Raw genomic sequence first — 23,240 nt, forward strand, 5'->3', positions numbered from 1 at the left:
ATGCCGCAAGCCTTGCGCCGCGCGACCCAAGCGCCCGCAGGGCGCGCGCAAACCCAGCATACGCTGGGCTTCGGGGTGCCCGCGACCTCGGACCCGCATCACTTCAAGGTCGTCATTCCCAGGAGCAGCACGGGCAAGGTGCAGATCAGCGAATACCTTGGACTGCAATCGGCATCGAGCGACACTGCGGTGATTGATCGTGTCTTACTCGACAGGCCGCGCTGGACGGCCATCCGCGCCGAGGTGCAGCGGGCGTTCAACGCCCGCCTCATCGCGCATGGCTTGAAGCCCAGTGCATGGAAGGTCGGGGAGAACCCCGTGGATCGCCTGCTCGGCAAGGAACTCTGCGTCCTGGCCTGGGCCATCGAGCAGATGGAGACAGCCAAGATCCCCGTTGCCGTGAGGAACTGGCTGGCCCTTCGACCCGAAGAACGTTGGTGGCTGTTCGGCATGACCGCCATGGCGACTGGCGGCATTATGGACGCCGGCAAGGGGTGGCGTGCCGCGCTTGCCCACGCCTTGGGTGACGTCGCGCAGAGCGAGTTGCTGGGCACCCGCGCCCGTCGCGGCCGCAACGGCCGCGATGACACCCGGCCGACGCTGGATCTGTTCGGGGACGATGTCGAATGACCGCCAAGGAACTGTTCGAACGCCTCCAGCTGCTCGACGAAACCGAACGGATCGAGGCGAAAAGTGCCAGCGAAATCGGCAAATCCGTGTTGGAGACGGTCTGTGCTTATGCCAACGAACCGGGACTAGGCGGCGGGTGGCTGCTCCTGGGCGTGAGCCGCGACGAGTCAGCGCTGTTCCCGAGCTATTGCGTCACCGGCATCGAACAGCCGGACAAGTTGGCCGCCGACCTGGCCTCCCAACTGGCCACGGTCTTCAATCTTGCTGTGCGGGCCGAAGTTCGCAGCGAAGAACTGGCCGGCAAGCCGGTGCTGGTGGTCTTCGTGCCCGAAGCGCAGCCGGCGGACAAGCCCATCTATTTCAAGGCGCAAGGCCTTCCCAAGGGCGCCTTCCGGCGCGTCGGCAGCACCGATCAGCGTTGCACCGAGGACGATCTCGTCGTGTTTTACGCTGGCCGGCAGCACGAAGGCTTCGACAGCAGCATCATTCCGGACGCCGGCTTCGAAGACTTCTCCCCCGAAGCCATTGCCGAATACCGCAACGCGCGGCGGCAGATCAGCCCACACGCGGAGGAACTCGACTGGAGCGATGAAGAGCTCCTGCAGGCGCTCGGCGCCCTACGTCGCGACGGTCGGGGCGCTTGGCGGCCGACGGTAGCTGGCGTCATCCTTTTCGGTAAACCTTCTGCGCTGCGGCGCCTCTTCCCCATGACGCGCGTGGACTACATCCGTGTTCCCGGCCGGGAGTGGATGCCCGATCCCGAACGCCGCTTCGAGACGATCGAGCTGCGAGACCCGCTGCTGCGACTCGTTCGCCGCGTCCAGGCCGCGATTCTCGACGACCTGCCCAAGGCTTTCGGTCTGGCCGAAGGCGAGGTGCAGCGCCAGGAGCTGCCCGTGATGCCCGCCCGCGTCATCCGCGAGGCGGTGGTCAATGCGCTGATGCACCGCAGCTATCGCGCCCATGCGCCGGTGCAGATCGTCCGTTACAGTAACCGGCTGGAAATCCGCAACCCGGGGTTTTCGTTGAAGTCGCCCGAGCATCTGGGCGAACCCGGTTCGGTGCCGCGCAACCCGCGCATCGCCGCTGCGCTCTATGACGCGGGACTGGCCGAGACCAAAGGCAGCGGCGTGCGCGTCATGCGCGAGATGTGCGAGCGCGCGGGGCTTGCCCCACCCCTGATCGAATCCGACCGCGGGCAGGATCAGTTCGTGTTGCGGCTGTTCTTCCATCACTTCCTGGGTCCGGCAGATCTCGCCTGGCTGGCTCGCTTCAAGACGCTGCACCTGTCCGAGGCCGATGCGCGCGCCCTGGTCGTGGCGCGCGAAGTGGGCGTCCTCGACAACGCCACCTACCGCGAAATCAACCACGTCGATACGCTGACGGCGAGCCAGGCGCTGCGGCGGCTGCGCGATGCCGGCCTGCTCGACCAACAAGGGCGGGGCTCGGCCACCTGGTATCGCCCCACCGACCTGATGCTGGGCGAGTACCGGCCGGAGACGGGGGCGCTCGAGGCCGGGCAGGATGGAGAGGTGGCCTTGCCTAGGGAGTGGGACCACCAATCCAGGGAGCTCGAGCCCTTGTCTAGGGAGTCGGATGCGCAGAACTCCCTAGATAACAGCCAAGCCGAGGCCCGGCGGGCGCTTTTGGCGGAGCTTCCCGGAGATCTCGCCGCCCGCGTCGGCGCCCTGGGCAAGCGCGGTGCTCCGTCTGCCGTGCAGGCGGTCGTGCTGGATCTGCTGCGCCTGCGCCCCTGGCGGGCCGAGGCGCTGGGCCTGCTGCTCGGCCGCAACCCCGAATACGTCAGGCAGAAATACCTCCAGCCGCTCATCGAAGCGGGTCGCATCACGATGACCCGCCCCGACCGCAACGACCCCGCGCAGGCCTACCGCACGGTCGATCCAGAATGAAATCCAGCACCATGCTCACTGAAACCAGTCCCACCCTCGTCCCGCTTGCCCTCAAGGATGCCCCGGCCCTGATCGAGACCGTCTTCCCGGCCCAGAAGGTCTCCTTCGAGGCGCAGAAGGAACGGAAAGCCAACCTCGGGCAGACCTTGACGGGACTCGGTTCCTACTGGAAGGGCAGGAAGCCCTTGATCCTGGTGCGCGCCATCGTCTTGGGCAGCCTCTTGCCGCCCACGGACGACGCGGAAGCGGATCTCGCGGTCTTCGAAAAGCTGATGGCCTTCGACGACGAGGGGCTGGCACGGCGGCTCTTCGCCGCCAATGCCTTCTCGCCCGCAGAGATCCTGGAGCGCGTGCAGATCGACGACCCCGAGCGTTACTTCACCTTCCCCTCTCCCTCGGGGAGAGGGGCCAGGGGTGAGGGCAAACCTCGCTGGCGGCGCGATGTGAGCGAAGACGACAGACTGACCCTCTATCGCCTCGCCGTTGCCGCCCTCGGCAGCTACGAGGAGAAGGCCAGCCGCGCCAAGCGCCCGGAAGAGGTCGATCAGGACTGGCTCTATGCGCCGGTGTGGCCGGTGGTCAACCGCCACTACGCGCACCTTGGCATCGATGCGCATGCCTTCCCGGAGCTCATCGAGCAGCTCGGCATCCTGCGCTTTGGCCATCGCCCGCGCGTGGGCGACAGCTTCTGCGGTGGCGGCTCGATTCCTTTTGAAGCAGCGCGGCTGGGATGCGATGTCTATGCCTCCGACCTCAACCCTGTGGCCTGCATGCTCACCTGGGGCGCCTTGAACATCATCGGCGCTTCTCCTGATCGCCGCGCGGCGATCGAACGGGCGCAGCGCGAGGTCGCGGCGGCGGTCGATGCCGAGATCACGCGGTTGGGCATCGAGCACGACGAAGCCGGCAACCGCGCCAAGGCCTATCTCTATTGCCTCGAGACCCGCTGCCCCGAGACCGGCTGGAGGGTGCCGATGGCGCCTTCCTGGGTCATCTCCAGGACGCGCAACGTGATCGCGCGTCTCGTGCCCGATCACGCCCACGAGCGCTTCGCCATCGAGATTTTGAGCGGCGTGTCAGCGGCGGAACTCAAGGCCGCCGAACGCGGCACGGTGCAGGATGGCGACCTGGTCTATCAGCTCGACGGCAAGACCTACCGCACGCCGATCAAGACCCTGCGCGGCGACTACCGGCTGCCCGACGGCACGACGGGCAACCGCCTGCGCCGCTGGGAAAAGAGCGACTTCAAGCCGCGCGAAGGTGACATCTTTCAGGAGCGGCTCTACTGCATCCAGTGGATCAAAAAGGAGACGCTAGCGGCCTCCCGGCAGGAGACCTTCTTCGCCGCCCCGACCGAGGCCGACCTCGAACGCGAACGCAAGGTGGAGGCCCTCGTCGCCGGAAACCTCGCGCGCTGGCAGGCCGAGGGGCTCGTGCCCGACATGGCCATCGAGCCAGGCTACAACACGGAGCAGCCAATCCGCGAGCGCGGCTGGACGCATTGGCATCATTTGTTCAATGCAAGGCAGTTAATTTTCCTGGGGGGCTTGCGAAGCAATTGTCTGACTCACGCCTCGTCAGCCGCGATGACCCTGTACTTCACCAAAGCCACAGACTGGAGCAACAAGGGTTGCCATTGGCATACAGGGTGGGAAAAGCCAGAGAACCTCTTTTACAACCAAGCCTTTGACACATTCTGGAACTACGGAACTCGATCAGCCTACTTTTTGCTGGCGCAATGGGGTCTTGGATCGGCACGATTCGGTGACCTTTCTCACATCCGTAGCATTGTTGTCACGGAAACAGCCGACCAACCCCAGCAGCGCTGCGAATTCTGGATCACCGACCCCCCCTACGCCGACGCGGTCAATTACCACGAGATCACCGAGTTCTTCATCGCCTGGCTCCGGAAGAACCCGCCCAAGCCTTTCGACGAATGGGTGTGGGATTCGCGCCGGGCGCTCGCCATCAAGGGCGCGGGCGAGGACTTCCGCCGCGGCATGGTCGCCGCCTACCGGGCAATGGCCGAGCACATGCCGGACAACGGCTTGCAATGCGTGATGTTCACCCACCAGGACACGGGGGTGTGGAGCGACCTCATCGGCATCTTCTGGGCGGGGGGCTTGCAGGTGGTGGCCGCCTGGTACATCGCGACCGAAACGACCTCCGAGCTCAAGAAGGGCGGCTACGTGCAGGGCACGGTGATCCTGATGCTCAAGAAACGCCCCATTGGCGAGCGGCCGGGCTTCAAGCAGCGCATCCTCCCCGCGGTGCGGCAGGAGGTGGCGCGGCAGATCGAGACCATGATGCACCTCAATGAGCAGGTGGCCGCGCATCACGGCGAGCCGGTGTGGTCTGATGCCGACCTGCAGATGGCGGGCTTTGCCGCGGCGCTCAAGGTGCTGACGGCCTACACCCACATCGGCGGCGAGGATGTCACCAGCTTCGCCCTGCGCCCGCGCACACGCGGCGAGGTCACCGTCGTCGACGAGATCGTCCAGCAGGCCGCGGAGACGGCCTCGAGCCTCCTCGTGCCCGAGGGGCTGGCGGCGGACACCTGGGCGAGGCTCGCCGGCATCGAGCGCTTCCTGCTGCGCATGTGGGACATGGAGACGGCGGGCGTCACCAAGCTCGACAACTACCAGAACTTCGCCAAGGCCTTCCGCGTGGCCGACTATGCCCGCGTGATGGGCGACATGCGCCCCAACCATGCGCGGCTCAAGCGCATCAGCGACTTCACCTCGCGCGATCTCACCGACGCCACCGAACTCGGTCCAACCCGGCTGGGCCGTCTCATCATTGCCTTGCAGCAGATGCTCAAGGACACCGAGCCGCAGGTCATCGTCGAGCAGATCAAAGCCGAGATGGCTGATTTCCTGGAGGCGCGGCCGCTTCTCATGGACATGCTCGCCTTTCTCGAGCGCAAGCTGCCGGAATCGAATGTGCGCAGCGCCGCCGAGGTGCTGGGGGCGCGGCTCAAGAATCTGCGGTTTGGGGAGTAAGAGAAGCATGCAGGCGGATTTTCTGGACGCATATGAACGCCATTGGGACGATGCCGAGCGGCTCTTCCAGGCGCAGCGCTGGGCGAATGCGGATCATCTTTACGGCATGGCGGCCGAGTGCGGGCTCAAGCGCCTGATGCTGGCCTTTGGGATGCCGTTCGATGCCGCCAAGAATTGGCCTGCCAATGCGTCTGATCGACAACACGCCGACGGCATCTGGACGCGCTTCGAGAGCTATCGCTGTGGCCATCACCAAGGCGCGGTCTATGTCCTGCCGCCCACAAACCCGTTCGATGATTGGCATGTTTCGCAGCGCTACGCGCATCAACGCCATTTCGATCAACCGCGGGCGCAAGCACATCAGTCGGGAGCCCAAGCCATCCGTGAACTGGTGAAGCGGGCACGAAAGGAAGGGCTGATATGACGACGTTTGACAAAATCCTGCCGGCTGCCGCCGAGGTGCTGACTGCTGAAGCTGATCTTGTTGCGCAACTGGATTGGCTCGTGATCAACCGCGACCTCAACGGCCGCGTGCGCTTCATCGTTCCGGAGAGCATCGAGGCGAACGACGCGTTGCGGGCAAAGATCGAGGCGCTCTATCAGGCGCTGACTGAACGGATTGCCGCGCATGCCTACCCGGTCGCAACGGGCATTTTGTTCGAGGCGAATGTCGATGACGCATGCGCTGGCGGAGCCCGGTTCCCGCTGGAAGCGTTCGACAAGGTCTGGATCGCCGACCGGCTGGCGACAGAGGGCAACTGGGCGCAGATCGCCCCAGAGACACAAGGCGCGCCGCGTGTCGTGTTTTTCTCGATCAAGGGCGGTGTCGGTCGCTCGACGGCGCTTGCGGCCTGCGCCTGGAAACTGGCCCAGCTCGGCAAGCGCGTGCTGGTGCTCGATCTCGACCTGGAGTCGCCGGGGCTGTCGTCCAGTTTGCTGCCGCCTGAACGGCAGCCCCTGTACGGCATCACCGACTGGCTGGTGGAGGATTTGATCGACCAGGGCGACGCCCTCCTCGAAGCCATGATCGCGACGAGCGATCTGTCGAGGGACGGCCAAATTTATGCAGTGCCCGCGCATGGCGCCGATCCTGGGGAATACATCGCCAAGCTCGGTCGGGTCTGGATGCCAAAGGTTCACAGCGACGGGAGGCGCGAATCATGGTCGATGCGCCTGCAGAGGCTGCTGCAGAGGTTAGAGGCGCGCATCCAGCCCGATATCGTCCTGATCGATTCGCGCGCGGGCATCGACGAGGTGGCATCGAGCTGCGTGACCGACCTCGGTGCAAACTTGATTCTGCTCTTTGCACTCGACGGTAGCCAGACCTGGAACGGCTACGAGATCCTGTTCAAGCACTGGCTACGCTCTAGTGTGGCCACGCAAATCCGGGAGCGTTTGCAAACCGTCGCCGCCTTGGTGCCAGAGCTTGATCCGACTGCCTATCTGGCCGATTTGCGTGAGCATGCCTACGACCTTTTTTTGGAAACGCTCTACGACGAGGTCTCTGCCACTGATGACGAAGGATGGAGTTTCGATCTGGCGAGTGAAATCGCGCCGCACCAGCCTTGGTCGGTACGCTGGCACCGTGGGTTTGCCGCCTTGCGCACGTTGCACGGGCGGCTCGCTCAGATCGATGACGAAGAGGTTCGCCATGTGTTCGGCGACCTGATCGGGCGAACCCTGCGCTCGCTGGGCTGGGCTGAGGGTTACCCGAAGGTGATCGACGGAGGCACGTTTTGAGCAGCGAATCCACAATCCCCGATGCACGGGCGTTGCGCGAGGCCATCCTCGCCGCGCCGCTGGAAACCAGCAATTTTGGCGAGACGCCAGACGCAGGAATGCTGTACCTGCCGCCTTCGCATCTCAAGGCGTTGCGCCTGGATGCGCATGTCGTCGTGGGGGGACGCGGCGTCGGCAAGTCTTTCTGGACGGCGGTTCTGCAATCCAATGACTTGCGTGGGCTGTTGGGCGGTATCGCCGCCGACCTCAATGGGGTATCCGTTCAGCTTGGTTTTTCCAATACTGAAGACGTCAGCCGCTACCCCAACGCCGATGTCTTTTCCAACTTTCTGCATCAAGGTGGCGATCCTTACGACATGTGGCGAGCTGTCATCCTGCGCTGGGTAGCGGCTCAGTCGGGGCAAGCCATTCCGGCCCAAGATTGGCCTGCAACAGTTCAGTGGCTGAAGTCTCACCCCGAGGATGCGGCGCGCCTGATGCAGGCGCCGCGGGACTGGCGCGGGCTGATTCTTTTCGATGCGCTGGATCGCACCAGCAATGTCTGGCAGCGCATGGACGATATCGTGCGCGGCTTGCTGCGAGCCGTACTTTGGTTGAAGGCATTCCCGGGGCTGTACGCCAAGGTGTTTCTGCGCGAAGACCAGGCCGAACGCACGGTGTTCAATTTTCCCGATGCCTCGAAACTGACGGCCACCAAAGCCGAGCTGACCTGGGCACGCCATGATCTGCATGGGCTGCTGTGGCAGCGCCTGATCAATGCGGCAGGGCTGCATGGCAAGCTGATGCGCACGATTTGCCCGTGTACGCTTCAGGCCAGCACTTGGCGGGTTGCTGAAGAAATGAAGGCCGAAACTGAAGTTCAGCGCCAGGCCTTCGAAAAGCTGGCTGGACCCTGGATGGGGCGAGACAGGCGACGCGGTGTGCCCTACACCTGGTCTGTCAGCCACCTGGCCGATGGGCAGGGTCGAACGTCGCCGCGGTCGTTCCTTGCCGCGATCCACCAGGCTACGGAAGATTCTGCAGAGCGCTACAGCCAGCATGAATTCGCGCTGCATTACGAGAGCATCAAGCGCGGCATCCAGAAGGCCTCCGAGATTCGTGTTCAGGAGATGGCCGAGGATTACCCCTGGGTTCCTGTCATACTTTCCGAATTGCGAGGTTTGAATGTGCCTTGCGAATTCGATGCCATCGAATCCCGCTGGCAAACCCGATTTCCTGATGGCCCGCAGGGCATTCCCTCGGATCGCCTGCCAGCACAGCATGCAGCGCGTGGTTGGGATGGACTACGCGAAGATCTCGAGCGTTTGGGCCTGATCGAGACCAAGAAAGACGGTCGTATCGATATGCCCGATTTGTACCGGGTCGGCTTCGGATTGGGTCGCAAGGGCGGCGTGAAACCCCGCAAGTCAGTCTGACCGTGAGCATCCGGCGCTTCTCCTCCCGCACCCATCGGCTCGATGCGAGCTTCTTGCTCCAGCATCTCAAGGGCGCGAGGAGCTACAAACGCATTGCCGGCTACTTCACCAGCTCCCTGTTCGAGGTGGCCGGCGAGGCGCTGGACGGCATCCCTGAAGTCAAGATCGTTTGCAACGTCGATATCCACCCGGATGACCTCAAGGTGGCCCAGCTGCGCGAGAGCAAGATGCTGGGCCGCTGGAATGAGCGCGCGCTGGAGGCCGAGGCGCTGCTCAACCGCGACCGTTACCGCCGCTTGGACGCCTTCCTCAAGCGGCACGGCCAGGCCGTGCGCGTGGCGCCTGACGACATCTGCGGTTTCGTGCACGGCAAGGCGGGGGTGATCACGCTGGCCGATGGCCGCAGGCTTGGTTTCATCGGCTCGATGAACGAGACCCGAAGCGGCTGGCAGCGACACTACGAGATCCTGTGGGAGGACGAGTCCCCCGAGGGGGTGGCCTGGATCGAGGCGGAGTTCGACTTCCTTTGGAACGCCGCCAAGCCGCTGCCCCAGGCGGTCATCCGGGAAGTGCATCGCCGTGGCTATCGCCGCGAAGTGGTCTTCGACGAGATCGATGAGGACGAAAACCTTGCGCCGGCCGCGCTGATCGAGTCCCCGCTGTACCGCGAGGGCCAGCAGCTGCAGCCTTGGCAGCAAGGATTCTTGACCGAGTGTTTGCGCCACTATCGCCTCTACGGCGTAGTGAGGCTGCTGCTGGCCGATGAGGTAGGGCTGGGCAAAACGCTGTCGCTCGTTACCGCCGCGCTGACGCTGTGCCTGCTGATGGATAAGGAAAACGGGCCACGTCGTCCCGTGGCGATCTTCGCGCCGGCGACGCTCACCGAGCAGTGGCAGACCGAGATGCTCGACAAGCTGGGTATTCCAGCCGCGCGGTGGGACACTGTGCGCAAGGTGTGGCTGGATGCGGACGAGCGCGCCATCTCGCCAGCGGGCCGCGAGCAGATCGCGCGTTGTCCCTTGCGCATCGGCATCGTCTCCACAGGCCTCATGATGCGCGACTCCTTGGAGAAGCAGCATCTGTTGGGCTTGCGGTTCGGCATCGTCATCCTGGACGAAGCCCACAAAGCACGCACGCGGCAGGGCATAGGCCGTGACGCCGGATCGCCGAACGAATTGTTGGCGTTCATGCGTGAAATCGCTGCCCGTTCCGACCACGTGCTGCTCGGCACCGCGACGCCCATCCAAACCGATCCTAGGGATCTCTGGGACCTGCTGGGCATCTTGCACCAAGGCCGAGGGCACTTCGTCTTGGGGCATGACTGGGCGGCCTGGCATCGGCCCGACGACGTGTTGGACATCCTGGCAGGTCGGCAAGACGTGCTGGACCTAGGCCACGCTTGGGAGCTGTTGCGCTCGCCGCTGCCGCGCGTGGAGTCCACCAGCGAGCCACGAGCCCGAAGGCTGTTCTCGGCTATCCGGCAGGACTTGGTGCTGACGAACGGGGAATGGCAATCGAATCGCCCGCTCGCCGACCTTGCCGAAGAGACACGCGAGATTCTGGAGGAGGAGTTGGAGCGGCGCATCGCCGGTGCGACGTTTTTCCAACGCGAAAACCCTTTGGTCCGGCACGTCGTGCTGCGCAAGCGGCAGCAGCTCGAAGATGCCGGCCTGCTCACCCGCGTTGGGGTGGAGGTTCATCCGAATCGCCCCAAGGTGACCGAGCCGCGGCTTTTTGATGCTCTGTTCGAGGGCACGGCGCTGCGGACTTCGGAAGATTTCCGCGAGGCCTACAGCCAAGCACGCGCCTTCGGCAAGGCGCTTGCCAAGCGAGGCAAAGGCAGCGGTTTCATGAAGAACCTGATGGAGCAGCGCATTTGTTCCAGCATCCAGGCGGGACTCGCGACCGCCCGCAGGCTGTTGCACGGGGAGAGCGTCCATGAGGAAGGGGACGAGTTCGAGGCCGACCTGACCGTAGAAACCCGCGAGGAACGCGAGGTTCTCGAACGCCTGATCGACCGCCTACAGCGACTGAGTAGCGACCCAAAGATGCAGGCCGTGATCCACTTTCTGGACAAGGAGAAGTGGCTGGATCTCGGCGTGATCATCTTCAGCCAGTACTACGACACCGCGAAATGGCTGGCGGATGCGCTGGCCGCCCGGTATCCAGAAGAGGCCATCGGCCTCTATGCCGGCGCGGGCCGCAGCCGCCTGTATCAGCGAGGTGACAGCGTCGCGGTGGAGCGCGAGACCCTGAAGCGGATGGTGGCCGAGCACCAGATACGGCTCATGGTGGCCACGGATGCCGCATGCGAAGGACTCAACCTGCAGACCCTCGGTACGCTGATCAACGTGGATCTGCCCTGGAACCCGACACGGCTGGAGCAGCGCATCGGGCGGATCAAGCGCTTCGGCCAGAAGCGCGAGACCGTCGATATGCTCAACCTGGTGTTCGAGCAGACGGTGGACGAGACCATCTACGAGCGGCTTTCCGAGCGCATGCGAAACCGCTACGACCTGTTCGGCTCGCTCCCCGACACCATCAAAGACGAGTGGATCGAAGACATCGAGTCCCTCGGCGAGAAGTTGGACGAGTACATCAACGCCCAGAAGACGGCGACAGGATTTGACCTGCGTTACACGGCAACGATGACGCCCCCGGACAAAGACTGGCGCGACTGCACGGAGGTGTTGTCGAGACGCGATTTCTCTGTGTTGTTGCGCTCCGCCTGGAGCTGATGGGGTGTTGCCGCCCGTTGAAAACTGACCAGGATTTTGAGGTTCTGCTCGCTGAAAATTGACCAGGGTGTTCCGACCTAGCCTGCGTGGTTTACGGCCCAGCAGGGAGACGAGGTGCACACCATGGCGACATACGCGAAAGTCAGAAGGATGCTGTTGCGGGACGGCCTGTCGATCAGCGAGATCGCACGCCGGACGAGCCTGTCGAGAAACACGATCAAGGCGTGGCTGCGGGAGCCGGTCCGCGGCGAAATGAAGTACCGGCGGTCCGCCGGACCCAAGAAGATCACCGATCACGAGACGTGGCTGCGTCAGGCGCTGGAAGCCGACGCCCGGCGGCCGCGTCGCGAGCGACGCACGGCGCTCAAGCTCCACGCGCAGCTCAAGGACCAGGGTTCGCCTACCGCGCCCTCGTGGTCACGCAGCAGCGCTCGGGCTTGTACGCCATGCCCTGCGCACGGCGGCGTCGAGCCTTGCGTCGGCCTGATGCTCTGGCCATCCAAGCACGATGGACAACCGATGGCCGTGACGCACGTACAAATCGTTGACACACAAGGCCGCCTGCGTGTGCTCCGGCGAAGAAGTTGGCGCAGGTTTTGAGAGAACGGAGAGCGAAAGAGAGTCCAACTGGGCGACTTCAGGACACCGGGTGGCCACGGCGTGGCACACGCAGAACGGTGCTGGACCCCGCGTGGTGTCGCGGAAGGTAGAAATGAAAACGCCCAACGGGAGAAGGTTGGGCGTTGAATGGTGGTGGCCAGGGACGGAATCGAACCGCCGACACGGGGATTTTCAGTCCCCTGCTCTACCAACTGAGCTACCTGGCCATGCTTGGGAGGGCCCGGCGCGGGAGGGCCGGGCGGGCGAGCGCGGTATTAAAGCGGCGAGGAGGGGCCAAGTCAAGGAATAACCCGTGGTCGCTCAGCCGTGTGCGGACGCCGCGCCGGACTGGAGCGGCGCATCCGGCGTGGGCTCTCGCATGTGGACGAGGTCGCGCTCGCCGATCGCGCGGCACAATCACGCTCTGCCAAGCCCGGACAGGAGCAGCGATGACGACGAAGACGCGCGAGCAGCAGCTCGACGAACTGCTCGACAAGCAGGCGATCCACGAGCTGATCATGGCCTACGCCAATGCCGCGGACCGCCACGATCACGCCAAGATGCGCGCGCTCTACCACGAGGATGCGATCGACGATCACGGCCATTTCGCCAAGGGGCCGGCGATGGAGTTCATCGACAAGCTGCCGGCGATCCAGGCCAACATGGACATCCTCCACCACAACGTCACGACGGTGAACCTCAGGCTCGACGGCGACCGCGCCGAGGGCGAGGTCTATATCCTCGCGTTCCACAAGGTGAAGGACGGCGGCGCCGGTTACGACGTGCTGATCGGCGGCCGCTACTTCGACAAGTACGAGAAGCGCGCCGGCGTGTGGAAATTCAGCCACCGCGCGATCGTCGCCGACTGGGCCTATCCCGCCCATCCGTCGGCGGTGAAGCTGGACCATCCATTCCTCGCCGGCGCCTACATCGGCAGACCGGGACCGGACGATCCGTCCTACGGCTTCTTCTCGCTGTTCAAGTTCGGCGCGCGCTGATTGGCTAGAGTGCGGTGGTGAACGGCATCCACGCCACGCTCGAAGACGTTTGCCGCTGGGCGGCCTTCCCGGCGTCCGCGCCGGACCTGTCGCCGCTCGGACCGGCCGCCTGCCTGCTGGTTTCACTGGACGGCGACATCGACCACCCCGCCCCGGCCGCGCGCTGGCTGCACGGCCGGCCGGTGCCGGTGATTGGCGTCGGCAAACGTAGCGAAGTCGGCGACAGCTGCGACGTGCTGGCCGCGACGGTGGACGAGGCGCAGCGGCTGGCCGAGCGCGTGGCGCGCACGCCGATCGCCGCCGCCGTGCTGGTGCGCCTGCTGCGCGTCACCGAGCGCCTCGACGTCGAATCCGCGCTGATCGCCGAATCGCTCGCCTACTCCACGCTGCAGGAAGGGCCGGAGTACCGCGAATGGCTGAGCCTGAATCGCGCACCGGCGCCGGCGGCCCACCGCGACGCGGGGCCGGCCGTCGTCGTCACGCGCGACGGTGACGCGCTCGCGCTGGAACTGAATCGGCCGTCGAACCGCAATGGCATGACCGTCGAGATGCGCGACGCGCTGGTCGAGGCGCTGCATCTCGCCGCCGCCGATGACGGCGTGCGCCGGGTTTCGATCCGCGGGCGCGGCAAGTGCTTTTCCACCGGCGGCGACCTGACCGAGTTCGGCAGCGCGCCCGATCCGGCGACCGCGCACATCGTGCGCACGCTGGCGCTGCCGGGACGCGCGCTGGCGGCGGTCGCCGAGCGCGCCGAGGTGCACGTGCACGGCGCCTGCGTCGGCTCGGGCATCGAGTTTCCGGCCTTCGCGTCGCGCATCGTCGCGCGGCGCACCGCGTGGTTCCAGCTGCCGGAGCTGCAGTTCGGCCTGATTCCGGGTGCCGGCGGCTGCGTCGGCATCGCGCGCCGCATCGGCCGCCAGCGCACCGCCTGGATGGTGCTGAGCGGCGCGCGCGTCGATGCGCCGACGGCGCTGGACTGGGGCCTGGTGGACGCGCTGGACGCGTGAACTTCCTCGCCCACCTGTGGCTCGCCGATCGCAGCCGCACCTCGCTGGCCGGCGCGATTCTCGGCGACGTGATACGCGGCACCGATCTGTCGATGTACCCGGACGACATCGCGCACGGCATCCGCCTGCACCGGCGCATCGACGCCGCCACCGACCGCCATCCGCTGATCGCGGCGGCGCGCAGCCGCTTCGCGCCGGGCGAGCGGCGTTATGCCGGCATCGTGCTCGACCTCGCCTGCGACCATGTTCTGAGCCGCGACTGGACCCTCCACGCCGAGGAACCGTTCGCGGAGTTCTGCCAGCGCGCGGCGACTGCGGTCGCGGCTGCGGGAGGATGGTTCGAACGCGGCGGCGGGCGGCCACCGGACGCGGACGGCTTCGCCGCGCTCCTGGAGTCCTATGGGGAGGCGGACGGCATGCGTCTGGCGCTGCAGCGCATCGCCGGCCGCGTGCGCGCACCCGATCGGCTGCTGCAGGCCGCCGCCGACTGGCCGCATCACGCACAGCGCCTGCAGCCGCAGCTCGGCGCGCTGCTGCAGGATCTGCTGAGGCTGATGCACTGAACCTACAGCACCAGCCTGTCGAGGTGGTTGTTCATCTGCACCGAGTGCACCAGCGTGATGCCGGCCTTCATCACCGCTGCGACATGCACCGCCTCGGCCATCTGCTCCGGGTTGGAACCGCTCTCCAGGCAGGCCGTCGTGTAGGCGTCGATGCAGTACGGGCATTTCTCCGAGTGCGCGACCGCCAGCGCGATCAGCGCCTTCTCGCGCTTGCTCAGCGCGCCGTCCTGGCCGGTGACGGCGTTGTAGTACTGGAAAAACTGGTCGGCCAGCGCCTTGGCGTGGCGACCGATCTCGCCGAACTTCTTCAGGTCTTCCGATTCGTAGTAGTGGCTCATGTCGAACTCCGGAAAGGGCCTGCGAGCCTAGCAAGCGTTTACAATGCGTGCCCGCGTCGTCACCCCCGTCCATGGCCGCATCCCGTACCGCCGCCCGCCGCAAGGCGCCCAAGAAGGCATCGAAGTCCGTCGCATCGGCGCCCAGGGTCGTCCCCAAAGTCGGTTTCGTCTCGCTGGGCTGTCCCAAGGCGCTGGTCGATTCCGAGCGCATCCTCACGCAGCTGCGCGCCGAGGGCTACGACACCGCGCCCAGCTACGACGCCGCCGACGTGGTCGTGGTCAACACTTGCGGTTTCATCGACGCCGCGGTCGAGGAATCACTGGACGCGATCGGCGAGGCGATGGCGGAGAACGGCAAGGTCATCGTCACCGGCTGCCTGGGCACCGGCCCGAAGAGCCATGTCGTGCGCGAGCGGTTCCCGGACCTGCTGTCGATCAGCGGCCCGCAGGACTACACCAGCGTGATGCAGGCCGTGCACCTGGCGGCGCCGCCGGCGCACGATCCGTTCCTGGATCTGCTGCCCCCGCAAGGCATCAAGCTGACGCCGAAACACTACGCCTACCTGAAGATCTCCGAAGGCTGCAACCACAAGTGCAGCTTCTGCATCATCCCGTCGATGCGCGGGCGCTTGCGCTCGCGTCCGGTCGGCGAGGTGCTGACCGAGGCCGAGAAGCTGGTGAAGGCCGGCGTGCAGGAGCTGCTGGTGATCTCGCAGGACACCTCGGCCTATGGCTCGGACCTGAAGTACGCGAAGGGCCGCTGGCGCGAGCGCGAGTACGAGACGCGCTTGCTCGATCTGTGCAAAGGGCTGGGCGAACTGGGATCGTGGGTGCGCCTGCACTACGTCTATCCGTATCCCAACGTCGATCAGATCATTCCGCTGATGGCCGAGGGCAGGATCCTGCCCTATCTCGACATCCCCTTTCAGCACGCCTCCAAGTCCGTGCTCAAGGCGATGAAGCGCCCGGCTGCCGCCGAGGACACGCTCAAGCGCCTGGAGACCTGGCGCCGCATCTGCCCGGACCTGACCGTGCGCTCGACCTTCATCGTCGGCTTCCCCGGCGAAACCGAATCCGACTTCGAGCTGCTGCTCGACTGGCTGGATGCGGCGCAGCTCGATCGCGTCGGCTGCTTCCAGTACTCGCCGGTCGAAGGCGCCACGGCCAACGCGCTGCCCGGCGCCGTGCCGGACGAGATCAAGGAAGAGCGCTACCACCGCTTCATGCAGAAGCAGGCGGCGATCAGTGCGGCGAAACTGCAGCGCAAGATCGGCCAGACCCTCGAAGTGCTGATCGACGAATTCCACGAGGATGCCGCCAGCGTGGCGCGCTCCTGGGCCGATGCGCCGGAGATCGACGGCAAGGTCTACGTGAAGGGACTCGGCAAGGCCGGCAAGCTGCGCCTGGCGCCCGGGCAGCGGGTCCAGGTCAAGGTCGTCGATGCCGACGACTACGATCTGTTCGCGACCCTGGCCTGAGCGCGTCCCGGCTGCGCGACGCCGGTCGCCAGCGCGCCCCAGAGCAGCATCAGGATGAAGCGCTCGGCCTGGCCGCAGATCGCCTCGCGCTGCGACGGCTGCTCCAGATAGTCCATCGAGAAGAACGCCATCTGCCGGATCACCGCGGCGGCGATCTCGCGCACGGACTGCGGATCCATCTGCGGCAACGGCATCATCTCAAGCACGTCCTCCGCCATGTCGGCGGCCAGCTGGTCGAACACGCGGCGCAGCGCGTCGCGCAGCACCGGCGAGGTGCCGTGCAGCTCACGGATGCCGACGACGTAGGCCTGCTGGTGCTCGGTCACGAAGTCCAGCACCAGCGCAACCGACTCGCGGACCACCGGCTCGGCCTGGCGCAGCACCTGCGCGGCGTCGCCCGGCCGCGACGCCAGCGCCGCGCTGACCGCCGAGCGCCGCCGGCGTTCCCTCAAGCCCTGGCGCAACTCACCGGCCAGATCGTCGATCACCGCGAGTCCCAGATCGTCGAAGCTGCGGAAGTGGCGATAGAAGGTGTTGGGATTCAGACCCGCCTGGCGCGCCACCTCGCGCAGGCCCAGTGACGCCAGGCTGCGCGTGCTGGCCGCCAGCTGCAGCGCGGCTTCCATCAGCTTCTGCCGGCCGCTGCGGTGCGCAACGGCCGCACCGGTGCGCTTCGAATATCCCTCCAAATTCTTTTTCATATCAGCGCGTTGCTTGTTTCATGCAATGCAATCCTTACATCGTTTGTTGACATCGTTGTAGACGCTCGTCTACCTTGCGGATGTAGACAAGTGTACACCTCGCACTCAGCGAGGCCAGGAGACCCTTCGATGACCCAGCAGACCCGCAGCCGTGCCACCGCCGCCCGCAAGGCCAAGTCAGCGGTAATGCCGATTCGCCGTGACATCAAGTTCAAACTGCCGGCGGACCGGATCAACGACTGGCACATGAGCGGCGGGCCGCAGTTCACCGCCTTCCTCAATACCTTCTCGATCGTGCTGCCAGTCGGCGAGCGCTTCTTCATCGACGCCGTGCGCGCGCACCGCGAGTTGATCAAGGACCCTGAACTGCAGAAAGCGGTCACCGCGTTCATCGGCCAGGAGGCCATGCACGGCCGCGAGCACGAGGCCTACAACGACGCGCTCTACGCCGTGTCGAAGGTGGCGCCGAAGTTCGAGCGGCTGGTCGCCGGCCTGCTGAACCTCCTCAAGGAGCGCACGCCGAAATCGGCGCGCCTGTCGGCAACCATCGCGCTGGAACATTTCACCGCGCTGCTGGCGCAGCAGGTGCTGGAGAACGAACAGCTGACCAAGGGGCAGGAACCGCACTTCGCCGCCGTCTGGTACTGGCACGCGCTGGAGGAAACCGAGCACAAGGCCGTCGCCTACGACGTCTGGGAGGCGGTGATGGGCCGCGGACCGCGTGCCTACTTCGAGCGCGCCAGCGGCCAGCTGCTGGCCACCGCGATCTTCTGGGCGCTGATCACGCCGACGTTCCTCGAAGTGGTGCGCGAGCAGGGCAAGCTCACGGACTTCGCCGGCTGGCGCAAGTTCATGCGCTATGCCTTCGGCGAAGTCGGCCTGATCCGCCGTCTGGTCCGGCCGTGGGCGGACTACTTCCGTCCCGACTTCCACCCCTGGGATCACGACAACCGCCAGTATCTCGCCCAGATCGACGCGTTCGTTGCCGCACAGGCCCAGCTGCAGGCCGCCTGAACCGGGAGAGACCCATGGGTAGCTATACGAAAGCGGCCGTCACGCGGTCGGCACCGTACCGTGTCGCCATCGTCGGCACCGGTTTCTCCGGTCTGGGCATGGCGATCCGGCTCAAGCAGGCCGGCATCGACGACTTCGTCGTCTTCGAGAAAGAGGGCGGCGTCGGTGGCACCTGGCGCGTGAACCACTACCCGGGGTGCGCCTGCGACGTGCAGTCGCACCTGTATTCGTTTTCCTTCGAGCCGAACCCGCGCTGGTCGCGCATGTTCGCGCCACAGCCGGAGATCAAGGCCTACCTCGAACACTGCGCCGAGAAATACGGCGTGACGCCTCATCTGCGACTGAATACCGAGATCCGCTCGGCGCGCTGGGACGAAGTCGCCTCGGTCTGGTGCATCCGCGATGCGCAGGGCAACGAATACCGCGCGCAGGTGCTGATCTCCGGCATGGGCGGCCTGTCCACGCCCTCGTACCCGCAGGTGCCGGGCATCGAGAACTTCAAGGGCAAGACCTTCCACTCGCAGCAGTGGGATCACGGCTATGACCTGAAGGGCAAGCGCGTCGCCGTGATCGGCACCGGCGCGTCGGCGATCCAGTTCGTGCCGCAGATCCAGAGGCAGGTCGCGCGCCTGGATCTGTACCAGCGCACGCCACCGTGGATCGTGCCCAAGCCGGACCGGCCGATCTCCGCACTCGAACACGCGTTGTTCGAACGCCTGCCGCTGGCGCAGACCGCTCTCCGCGGCGCGATCTACGGCCTGCTCGAAAGCCGCGCGCTGGCATTCACGATGGAGCCGCGCATCCTCAAGTTCGTGCAGAAGTTCGCCGAGCTGCATCTGCGCCGGCAGGTGCGTGATCCGGAACTGCGCCGCAAGCTGACGCCGGACTATGTGCTGGGCTGCAAGCGCGTGCTGATCTCCGACGACTACTACCCGGCCCTGACCCAGCCCAACGTCGAAGTCATCACGACCGGCATCCGCGAGGTGCGCGCGCACAGCGTCATCGACAGCGCCGGCGTCGAGCGCGAGGTCGATGCGATCATCTTCGGCACCGGGTTCAAGGCCGCCGATCCGGTGCCGCGCGGCGTCGTCTTCGGCCGCAAGAACCAGGATCTGCTCGACGCCTGGCCGGACGGCCCGGAGGCCTACAAGGGCGCCAGCGTCGCCGGCTTCCCCAACCTGTTCTTCCTGATGGGTCCGAACACCGGGCTGGGCCACAACTCGATGGTGTACATGATCGAGTCGCAGATCGCCTACGTGCTCGATGCCCTGCGCACGATGGACGAGGAGCAGCTGCGCTCGGTCGAGGTGCGTCCCGACGCGCAGGTCCGCTTCAACCGGACACTGGCCGAGCGCATGCGCCGCGCGATCTGGAGCGTCGGCGGCTGCAAGAGCTGGTACGTGCACCCGGTCAGCGGCAAGAACGTGACCCTGTGGCCCGGCTTCACCTGGCAGTTCCGGCTGCTGACACGGCGCTTCGATGCACGGGCCTACATCCTGCGCGGCAAGATGCCTGCCGCCACCCCGGCGACGCCGACGCCGCCGCGCAGCGCACCGCTGCCCGCGTAAGGATCACCCGAGGATCGCGTTCCACGTCGGCACGGTCACCAGCGACAGCAGGATGCCGGCGCCGAGCACGGTATTGGCCATCGGCGGATCGAGGTTGTGCTGATCGGCGAGGATGGCGGCCGAGATCATCGGTGCCATCCCCGCCTGCAGCACGCTGATCGTCAGCGTCAGGCCGCCGACACCGGCGAGCAGGCCGAGCCCCAGCACCAGCGCCGGCACCAGCAGCAGTTTCCAGCCCAGTCCCAGGGCGAGCGGGACGAACTGGCCGTCGCCCAGGTGCAGTTTGAAGCGCAGACCGACCGAGAACAGCGCCAGCGGCACCAGCGTGCCGCCGATCCTGTGCAGGATGTCGAGCGCGGGTTCCGGCCAGCCGCCCAGCGCACCGACCGCGACACCGGCCAGCAGCGCCAGGAACGCGGGGAACAGGACGATCCGTTTCACGATCGCCCGCGCATGGGTGTGCGCGCCGGAGTACAGGGCAGTCACCAGCGTGCCGCCGATCGCCAGCATGACGAAACAGCCGAGTTGATCCGCGACCACGCCCAGCGCGAGCCCTTCCCGCCCACGCAGCGCTTCGAGCAGCGGATAGCCCATGAACGAGGTATTGCCCAGTCCGCAGACCAGCGTCAGCGCGCCGATGCGGCCGCGGCTCCAGTTCAGGCGTGCGCCGACCAGCCGGAACAGCACGAACGCGCCGACGAACACCAACCACTGCGACACGATCAGGAACCAGAACTGCCACTCGAAGTGCAGGCGCGGAATCAGGTCCAGCACCAGCGCCGGCAGCGCGATGTGGATCACCCACCAGTTCAAGCCCTGCGCCAGCCCCAGCGGCGGATGCGCGTAGCGCGCGATCAGCACGCCGAGCAGCAGGCAGACGATCAGCAGTGCAAAAGCCGTCACGACGCCGGCGGCTCAGGCAAGGCCTTCAGCGCCTCTCGCACGGCAGAAAGGAGCTGCGGCGCGCGAACAATCGCGATCGAGTACACCTTCCGATGATCGAGCTCGGCATAGCCGTGGGCGAGGATATTGCGGAAGCCGATGATGTCGCGGGCGTGGGGGATGCGCATGGCGATCTCGGGCGCGACCCGATGCAATGCGCGCAATGCCTCGCCACGGACTTCCAGCGCGCGCTCGACGGCTGCTCTGGTCTTTTCGTCTGCCAGATGCTGTTCTGCCGTGTACCCCTCCGTGAACCGGACGGCCGCTGCCGCGTACCGCTCGATGTCCTCAAGGTAAACGCCGGGATCACGCGGCTGCATAGACCGGTGACTTTGTCTGCTCGATGTGGTGACGCAGGCGACGATTGCGGATGGCGCTGAACTCGACGAGATCAACCGGGCGCCCGAGAAGCGCTTCTAGCGCTTCCTTGAAGTCCAGGAAGTTGGTAAAGCTCTCCGCGACTTGAGGCTCGAATTCGATCAGCACATCAATATCGCTGCGCGCAGCGTCGAAGTCACGCCGCAGAACTGAGCCGAACACTTCCAGCCTGCGCACGCCATGGCGGCGGCACAGAACGGCGATCGCGTCACGGTTGGTCTCAATCAGCGTGTGCATGACGGGATTCTATTGAAAATGAGGACTCACTCGACAGTGACCGACTTGGCCAGGTTACGCGGCTGATCGACGTCGGTGCCGCGGTGCACGGCGACGTGGTAGGACAGCAGCTGCAGCGGCACGGTGTACACCAGCGGCGCCTGCAGCGGCTCGATGTGGTCCGGCATCGTGATCACCTCGACGCCGTCGCTGGGCTGGATGCCGGAACTCGGATCGGCGAACACGTAGAGCCGGCCACCGCGCGCGCGCACTTCCTGCAGGTTGGACTTGAGTTTCTCCAGCAGCGCGTTGTTGGGTGCGACGGCGATCACCGGCATGTCGTCATCGACCAGCGCCAGCGGGCCGTGCTTGAGCTCGCCGGCGGCGTAGGCCTCGGCGTGGATGTACGAGATTTCCTTGAGCTTGAGCGCCCCTTCCAGCGCGATCGGATAGGTCGGACCGCGGCCGAGGAACAGCGCGTGGTGCTTGGCCGAGAAATGGTCCGCCCAGCGCCGGATCTGCGCGTCGAGCTTGAGCGTGTGCTCGACCATCTCCGGCACCCTGCGCAGCTGGCGCGTGTACAGCGCGATCACGCGACGGTCGATGCCACGGCGCTGCGCCAGCGCCATGCCGAGCAGGCCCAGTGCGGCGAGCTGCGTCGTGAACGCCTTGGTGCTGGCGACGCCGATCTCCGGACCGGCGCGTGTCATCAGCGTCAGGTCGGCCTCGCGCACGAGCGAGGATTCCGGCACGTTGCAGATCGCGGCGGTGGCGACATAGCCGAGCTTCTTCGCCTCGCGCAGCGCCGCGAGCGTGTCGGCGGTCTCGCCGGACTGCGAGATCGCCAGGAACAGCGTGCCGGGCAGGACCACCGGATCGCGGTAGCGGTATTCGCTGGCGACCTCGACGGTGCACGGCAGGCGCGCGCCCTGTTCGAGGTAGTACCGCGCGACCAGTCCGGCGTGGTAGCTGGTACCGCAGGCGACGATGTGCACCTGCTGCACCCTGGGCAGGATGTCGGCGGCGCGCGGACCGAACGCCGCTTCCAGCACGTGGTCGCCGGCGATGCGTTCGGACAGCGTGTCCGCGATCGCGCGCGGCTGCTCGTAGATCTCCTTGAGCATGTAATGCGCGAACTCGCCGCGCTCGACGGCGTCGGCGGACAGGCTCGACTCGTGCACCGGGCGTTCGACCTTCGCACCCGCGGCATCGAGGATCGTCACCGCATCGCGGCGGATGTCGGCGACATCTCCTTCTTCGAGGAACTGGAAGCGCCGCGTCACCGGCAGCAGCGCCTGCACGTCGGAGGCGACGTAGTTGCCGTCCGCGCCCAGGCCGATCACCAGCGGACTGGCGATGCGCGCGACGACGATGCGGTCCTGCACCTGCGCGTCGAACACGACGATCGCGTAGGCGCCGGTCAGCCGCTTCACCGCGCGCTGCACCGCGCCGGTCAGGTCCAGACCCTGCCGGACGAAATCGTGGATCAGGTGCGCGATCACCTCGGTGTCGGTCTCGGAGGCGAAAACATAGCCCTTGCCGACGAGCTCGGTCTTGAGCTCGACGTAGTTCTCGATGATGCCGTTGTGGATCAGGGCGATGCGGTCGCCGGACACGTGCGGATGCGCGTTGGCCTCGGTGACGCCGCCGTGGGTCGCCCAGCGCGAATGGGCGATGCCGATGCGTCCGCCGCAGGGATCGGCCTGCAGCTTCTCTTCGAGGCGCTTGACCTTGCCGACCGCGCGGCGCAGGCACAGGCCGGCACCGTCCTGACCGACGGCCACGCCGGTCGAGTCATAGCCGCGGTACTCCAGCCGCCGCAGACCCTCGACGAGGATCGGCGTCACATCCTGGGGCGCGAGCGCGCCGACGATTCCGCACATGGGTGTAGGAGTCCGAGAGATCGCGAGTGCGCCATTTTACGGCCAGCCTCCCGCCGCCGGTGCGGCGGGACCGCAATCCAGCGCCGATGTCGGAGCCGGCCGTCGCAGAGGCATTGGCC

General features: G+C 65.9%; 20 protein-coding genes and 1 tRNA gene. 14 read left to right on the plus strand and 7 right to left on the minus strand.

Annotated elements, in window-relative coordinates; all coding sequences use genetic code 11:
- From AAG565_RS01425 to AAG565_RS01460, 8 genes are all read left to right on the plus strand, one after another.
- On the plus strand, window positions 1-630 hold the full coding sequence (locus AAG565_RS01425; RefSeq protein WP_348817756.1) for an anti-phage-associated DUF3780 domain-containing protein: 630 nt from the start codon (window positions 1-3) through the stop codon (window positions 628-630).
- Window positions 627-2,540: an ATP-binding protein gene (locus tag AAG565_RS01430; protein WP_348817757.1), complete on the plus strand. Its 1,914-nt coding sequence runs from the start codon at window positions 627-629 to the stop codon at window positions 2,538-2,540. Before AAG565_RS01425 ends, AAG565_RS01430 begins: the two co-directional genes overlap by 4 nt.
- A complete protein-coding gene (locus AAG565_RS01435; RefSeq protein ID WP_348817758.1) occupies window positions 2,537-5,542 on the plus strand; it encodes an anti-phage-associated DUF1156 domain-containing protein in 3,006 nt (1,001 codons plus the stop codon). Before AAG565_RS01430 ends, AAG565_RS01435 begins: the two co-directional genes overlap by 4 nt.
- A gap of 7 nt (window positions 5,543-5,549) precedes the next feature.
- Window positions 5,550-5,966 (plus strand): SAM-dependent methyltransferase, encoded by a 417-nt coding sequence (locus AAG565_RS01440; RefSeq protein ID WP_348817759.1) that lies wholly within the window; start codon window positions 5,550-5,552, stop codon window positions 5,964-5,966.
- On the plus strand, window positions 5,963-7,282 hold the full coding sequence (locus tag AAG565_RS01445) for an ArsA-related P-loop ATPase (protein WP_348817760.1): 1,320 nt from the start codon (window positions 5,963-5,965) through the stop codon (window positions 7,280-7,282). The genes AAG565_RS01440 and AAG565_RS01445 overlap by 4 nt, the downstream gene beginning before the upstream one ends.
- The gene (locus AAG565_RS01450; RefSeq protein WP_348817761.1) at window positions 7,279-8,697 is read left to right on the plus strand and encodes a hypothetical protein; all 1,419 of its coding nucleotides are present in this window, start codon (window positions 7,279-7,281) and stop codon (window positions 8,695-8,697) included. The genes AAG565_RS01445 and AAG565_RS01450 overlap by 4 nt, the downstream gene beginning before the upstream one ends.
- Before the next feature lie 2 nt (window positions 8,698-8,699).
- On the plus strand, window positions 8,700-11,435 hold the full coding sequence (locus AAG565_RS01455) for a phospholipase D-like domain-containing anti-phage protein (protein WP_348817762.1): 2,736 nt from the start codon (window positions 8,700-8,702) through the stop codon (window positions 11,433-11,435).
- 123 nt (window positions 11,436-11,558) lie between these two features.
- On the plus strand, window positions 11,559-12,035 hold the full coding sequence (locus tag AAG565_RS01460) for a hypothetical protein (RefSeq protein WP_348817825.1): 477 nt from the start codon (window positions 11,559-11,561) through the stop codon (window positions 12,033-12,035).
- Between the two features lie 151 nt (window positions 12,036-12,186).
- Here AAG565_RS01460 and AAG565_RS01465 read toward each other — a convergent pair.
- A tRNA-Phe gene (locus AAG565_RS01465) sits at window positions 12,187-12,262 on the minus strand.
- A 222-nt stretch (window positions 12,263-12,484) separates the two neighbouring features.
- On the opposite strand from AAG565_RS01465, the gene AAG565_RS01470 reads away from it, so the two are divergent.
- From AAG565_RS01470 to AAG565_RS01480, 3 genes are read left to right on the plus strand one after another with little or no spacing between them, the layout of a single operon-like run.
- Complete coding sequence (locus AAG565_RS01470; RefSeq protein ID WP_348817763.1) at window positions 12,485-13,033, plus strand: nuclear transport factor 2 family protein; 549 nt, start codon at window positions 12,485-12,487, stop codon at window positions 13,031-13,033.
- Between the two features lie 17 nt (window positions 13,034-13,050).
- Window positions 13,051-14,040, plus strand: a complete 990-nt coding sequence (locus AAG565_RS01475; RefSeq protein ID WP_348817764.1) for an enoyl-CoA hydratase/isomerase family protein — start codon at window positions 13,051-13,053, stop codon at window positions 14,038-14,040.
- Window positions 14,037-14,603, plus strand: coding sequence for an ACP phosphodiesterase (locus AAG565_RS01480; RefSeq protein ID WP_348817765.1), 567 nt, complete (start codon window positions 14,037-14,039; stop codon window positions 14,601-14,603). The genes AAG565_RS01475 and AAG565_RS01480 overlap by 4 nt, the downstream gene beginning before the upstream one ends.
- A gap of 2 nt (window positions 14,604-14,605) precedes the next feature.
- Here AAG565_RS01480 and AAG565_RS01485 read toward each other — a convergent pair whose 3' ends face one another.
- The gene (locus AAG565_RS01485) at window positions 14,606-14,941 is read right to left on the minus strand and encodes an arsenosugar biosynthesis-associated peroxidase-like protein (RefSeq protein WP_348817766.1); all 336 of its coding nucleotides are present in this window, start codon (window positions 14,939-14,941) and stop codon (window positions 14,606-14,608) included.
- Window positions 14,942-15,012: 71 nt separating this feature from the next.
- Here AAG565_RS01485 and rimO point away from each other — a divergent pair, with 71 nt between their 5' ends.
- On the plus strand, window positions 15,013-16,419 hold the full coding sequence (gene rimO / locus AAG565_RS01490) for a 30S ribosomal protein S12 methylthiotransferase RimO (protein ID WP_348817767.1): 1,407 nt from the start codon (window positions 15,013-15,015) through the stop codon (window positions 16,417-16,419).
- Here the strand turns inward: rimO and AAG565_RS01495 are convergent.
- Window positions 16,392-17,120, minus strand: a complete 729-nt coding sequence (locus tag AAG565_RS01495) for a TetR family transcriptional regulator (protein ID WP_348817768.1) — start codon at window positions 17,118-17,120, stop codon at window positions 16,392-16,394. The two genes, rimO and AAG565_RS01495, sit on opposite strands and share 28 nt — an antisense overlap.
- A 129-nt stretch (window positions 17,121-17,249) precedes the next feature.
- Here AAG565_RS01495 and AAG565_RS01500 point away from each other — a divergent pair, with 129 nt between their 5' ends.
- Together AAG565_RS01500 and AAG565_RS01505 are read left to right on the plus strand one after the other, a co-directional pair.
- Window positions 17,250-18,134, plus strand: a complete 885-nt coding sequence (locus AAG565_RS01500) for a metal-dependent hydrolase (RefSeq protein WP_348817769.1) — start codon at window positions 17,250-17,252, stop codon at window positions 18,132-18,134.
- A gap of 14 nt (window positions 18,135-18,148) precedes the next feature.
- Window positions 18,149-19,702 (plus strand): NAD(P)/FAD-dependent oxidoreductase, encoded by a 1,554-nt coding sequence (locus AAG565_RS01505; protein ID WP_348817770.1) that lies wholly within the window; start codon window positions 18,149-18,151, stop codon window positions 19,700-19,702.
- Window positions 19,703-19,705: 3 nt separating this feature from the next.
- Here AAG565_RS01505 and AAG565_RS01510 read toward each other — a convergent pair whose 3' ends face one another.
- Genes AAG565_RS01510 through glmS form a run of 4 tightly spaced genes read right to left on the minus strand, consistent with a single transcriptional unit; the run spans window position 19,706 to window position 23,121 of the window.
- Window positions 19,706-20,605: an AEC family transporter gene (locus AAG565_RS01510; RefSeq protein WP_348817771.1), complete on the minus strand. Its 900-nt coding sequence runs from the start codon at window positions 20,603-20,605 to the stop codon at window positions 19,706-19,708.
- Window positions 20,602-20,964, minus strand: a complete 363-nt coding sequence (locus AAG565_RS01515; protein WP_348817772.1) for a HepT-like ribonuclease domain-containing protein — start codon at window positions 20,962-20,964, stop codon at window positions 20,602-20,604. The genes AAG565_RS01510 and AAG565_RS01515 overlap by 4 nt, the downstream gene beginning before the upstream one ends.
- On the minus strand, window positions 20,951-21,259 hold the full coding sequence (locus AAG565_RS01520; protein ID WP_348817773.1) for a nucleotidyltransferase domain-containing protein: 309 nt from the start codon (window positions 21,257-21,259) through the stop codon (window positions 20,951-20,953). Before AAG565_RS01520 ends, AAG565_RS01515 begins: the two co-directional genes overlap by 14 nt.
- A gap of 26 nt (window positions 21,260-21,285) precedes the next feature.
- Entirely contained in the window at window positions 21,286-23,121 is a 1,836-nt protein-coding gene (glmS, locus tag AAG565_RS01525) for a glutamine--fructose-6-phosphate transaminase (isomerizing) (protein ID WP_348817774.1), read from the minus strand.
- Window positions 23,122-23,240: the final 119 nt, after the last annotated feature.

The sequence above is a fragment of the Fontimonas sp. SYSU GA230001 genome, assembly GCF_040066175.1.
Lineage (GTDB): Bacteria > Pseudomonadota > Gammaproteobacteria > Nevskiales > Nevskiaceae > Solimonas.

Bases quoted from the DNA above. Each gene is read 5' to 3' on its own strand.
- AAG565_RS01425 (WP_348817756.1), top strand. From the start codon at position 1: ATGCCGCAAGCCTTGCGCCGCGCGACCCAAGCGCCCGCAGGGCGCGCG.
- AAG565_RS01430 (WP_348817757.1), top strand. From the start codon at position 627: ATGACCGCCAAGGAACTGTTCGAACGCCTCCAGCTGCTCGACGAAACC.
- AAG565_RS01435 (WP_348817758.1), top strand. From the start codon at position 2,537: ATGAAATCCAGCACCATGCTCACTGAAACCAGTCCCACCCTCGTCCCG.
- AAG565_RS01440 (WP_348817759.1), top strand. From the start codon at position 5,550: ATGCAGGCGGATTTTCTGGACGCATATGAACGCCATTGGGACGATGCC.
- AAG565_RS01445 (WP_348817760.1), top strand. From the start codon at position 5,963: ATGACGACGTTTGACAAAATCCTGCCGGCTGCCGCCGAGGTGCTGACT.
- AAG565_RS01460 (WP_348817825.1), top strand. From the start codon at position 11,559: ATGGCGACATACGCGAAAGTCAGAAGGATGCTGTTGCGGGACGGCCTG.
- AAG565_RS01470 (WP_348817763.1), top strand. From the start codon at position 12,485: ATGACGACGAAGACGCGCGAGCAGCAGCTCGACGAACTGCTCGACAAG.
- AAG565_RS01485 (WP_348817766.1), bottom strand. From the start codon at position 14,941: ATGAGCCACTACTACGAATCGGAAGACCTGAAGAAGTTCGGCGAGATC.
- rimO (WP_348817767.1), top strand. From the start codon at position 15,013: ATGGCCGCATCCCGTACCGCCGCCCGCCGCAAGGCGCCCAAGAAGGCA.
- AAG565_RS01495 (WP_348817768.1), bottom strand. From the start codon at position 17,120: ATGAAAAAGAATTTGGAGGGATATTCGAAGCGCACCGGTGCGGCCGTT.
- AAG565_RS01500 (WP_348817769.1), top strand. From the start codon at position 17,250: ATGACCCAGCAGACCCGCAGCCGTGCCACCGCCGCCCGCAAGGCCAAG.
- AAG565_RS01505 (WP_348817770.1), top strand. From the start codon at position 18,149: ATGGGTAGCTATACGAAAGCGGCCGTCACGCGGTCGGCACCGTACCGT.
- AAG565_RS01515 (WP_348817772.1), bottom strand. From the start codon at position 20,964: ATGCAGCCGCGTGATCCCGGCGTTTACCTTGAGGACATCGAGCGGTAC.
- AAG565_RS01520 (WP_348817773.1), bottom strand. From the start codon at position 21,259: ATGCACACGCTGATTGAGACCAACCGTGACGCGATCGCCGTTCTGTGC.
- glmS (WP_348817774.1), bottom strand. From the start codon at position 23,121: ATGTGCGGAATCGTCGGCGCGCTCGCGCCCCAGGATGTGACGCCGATC.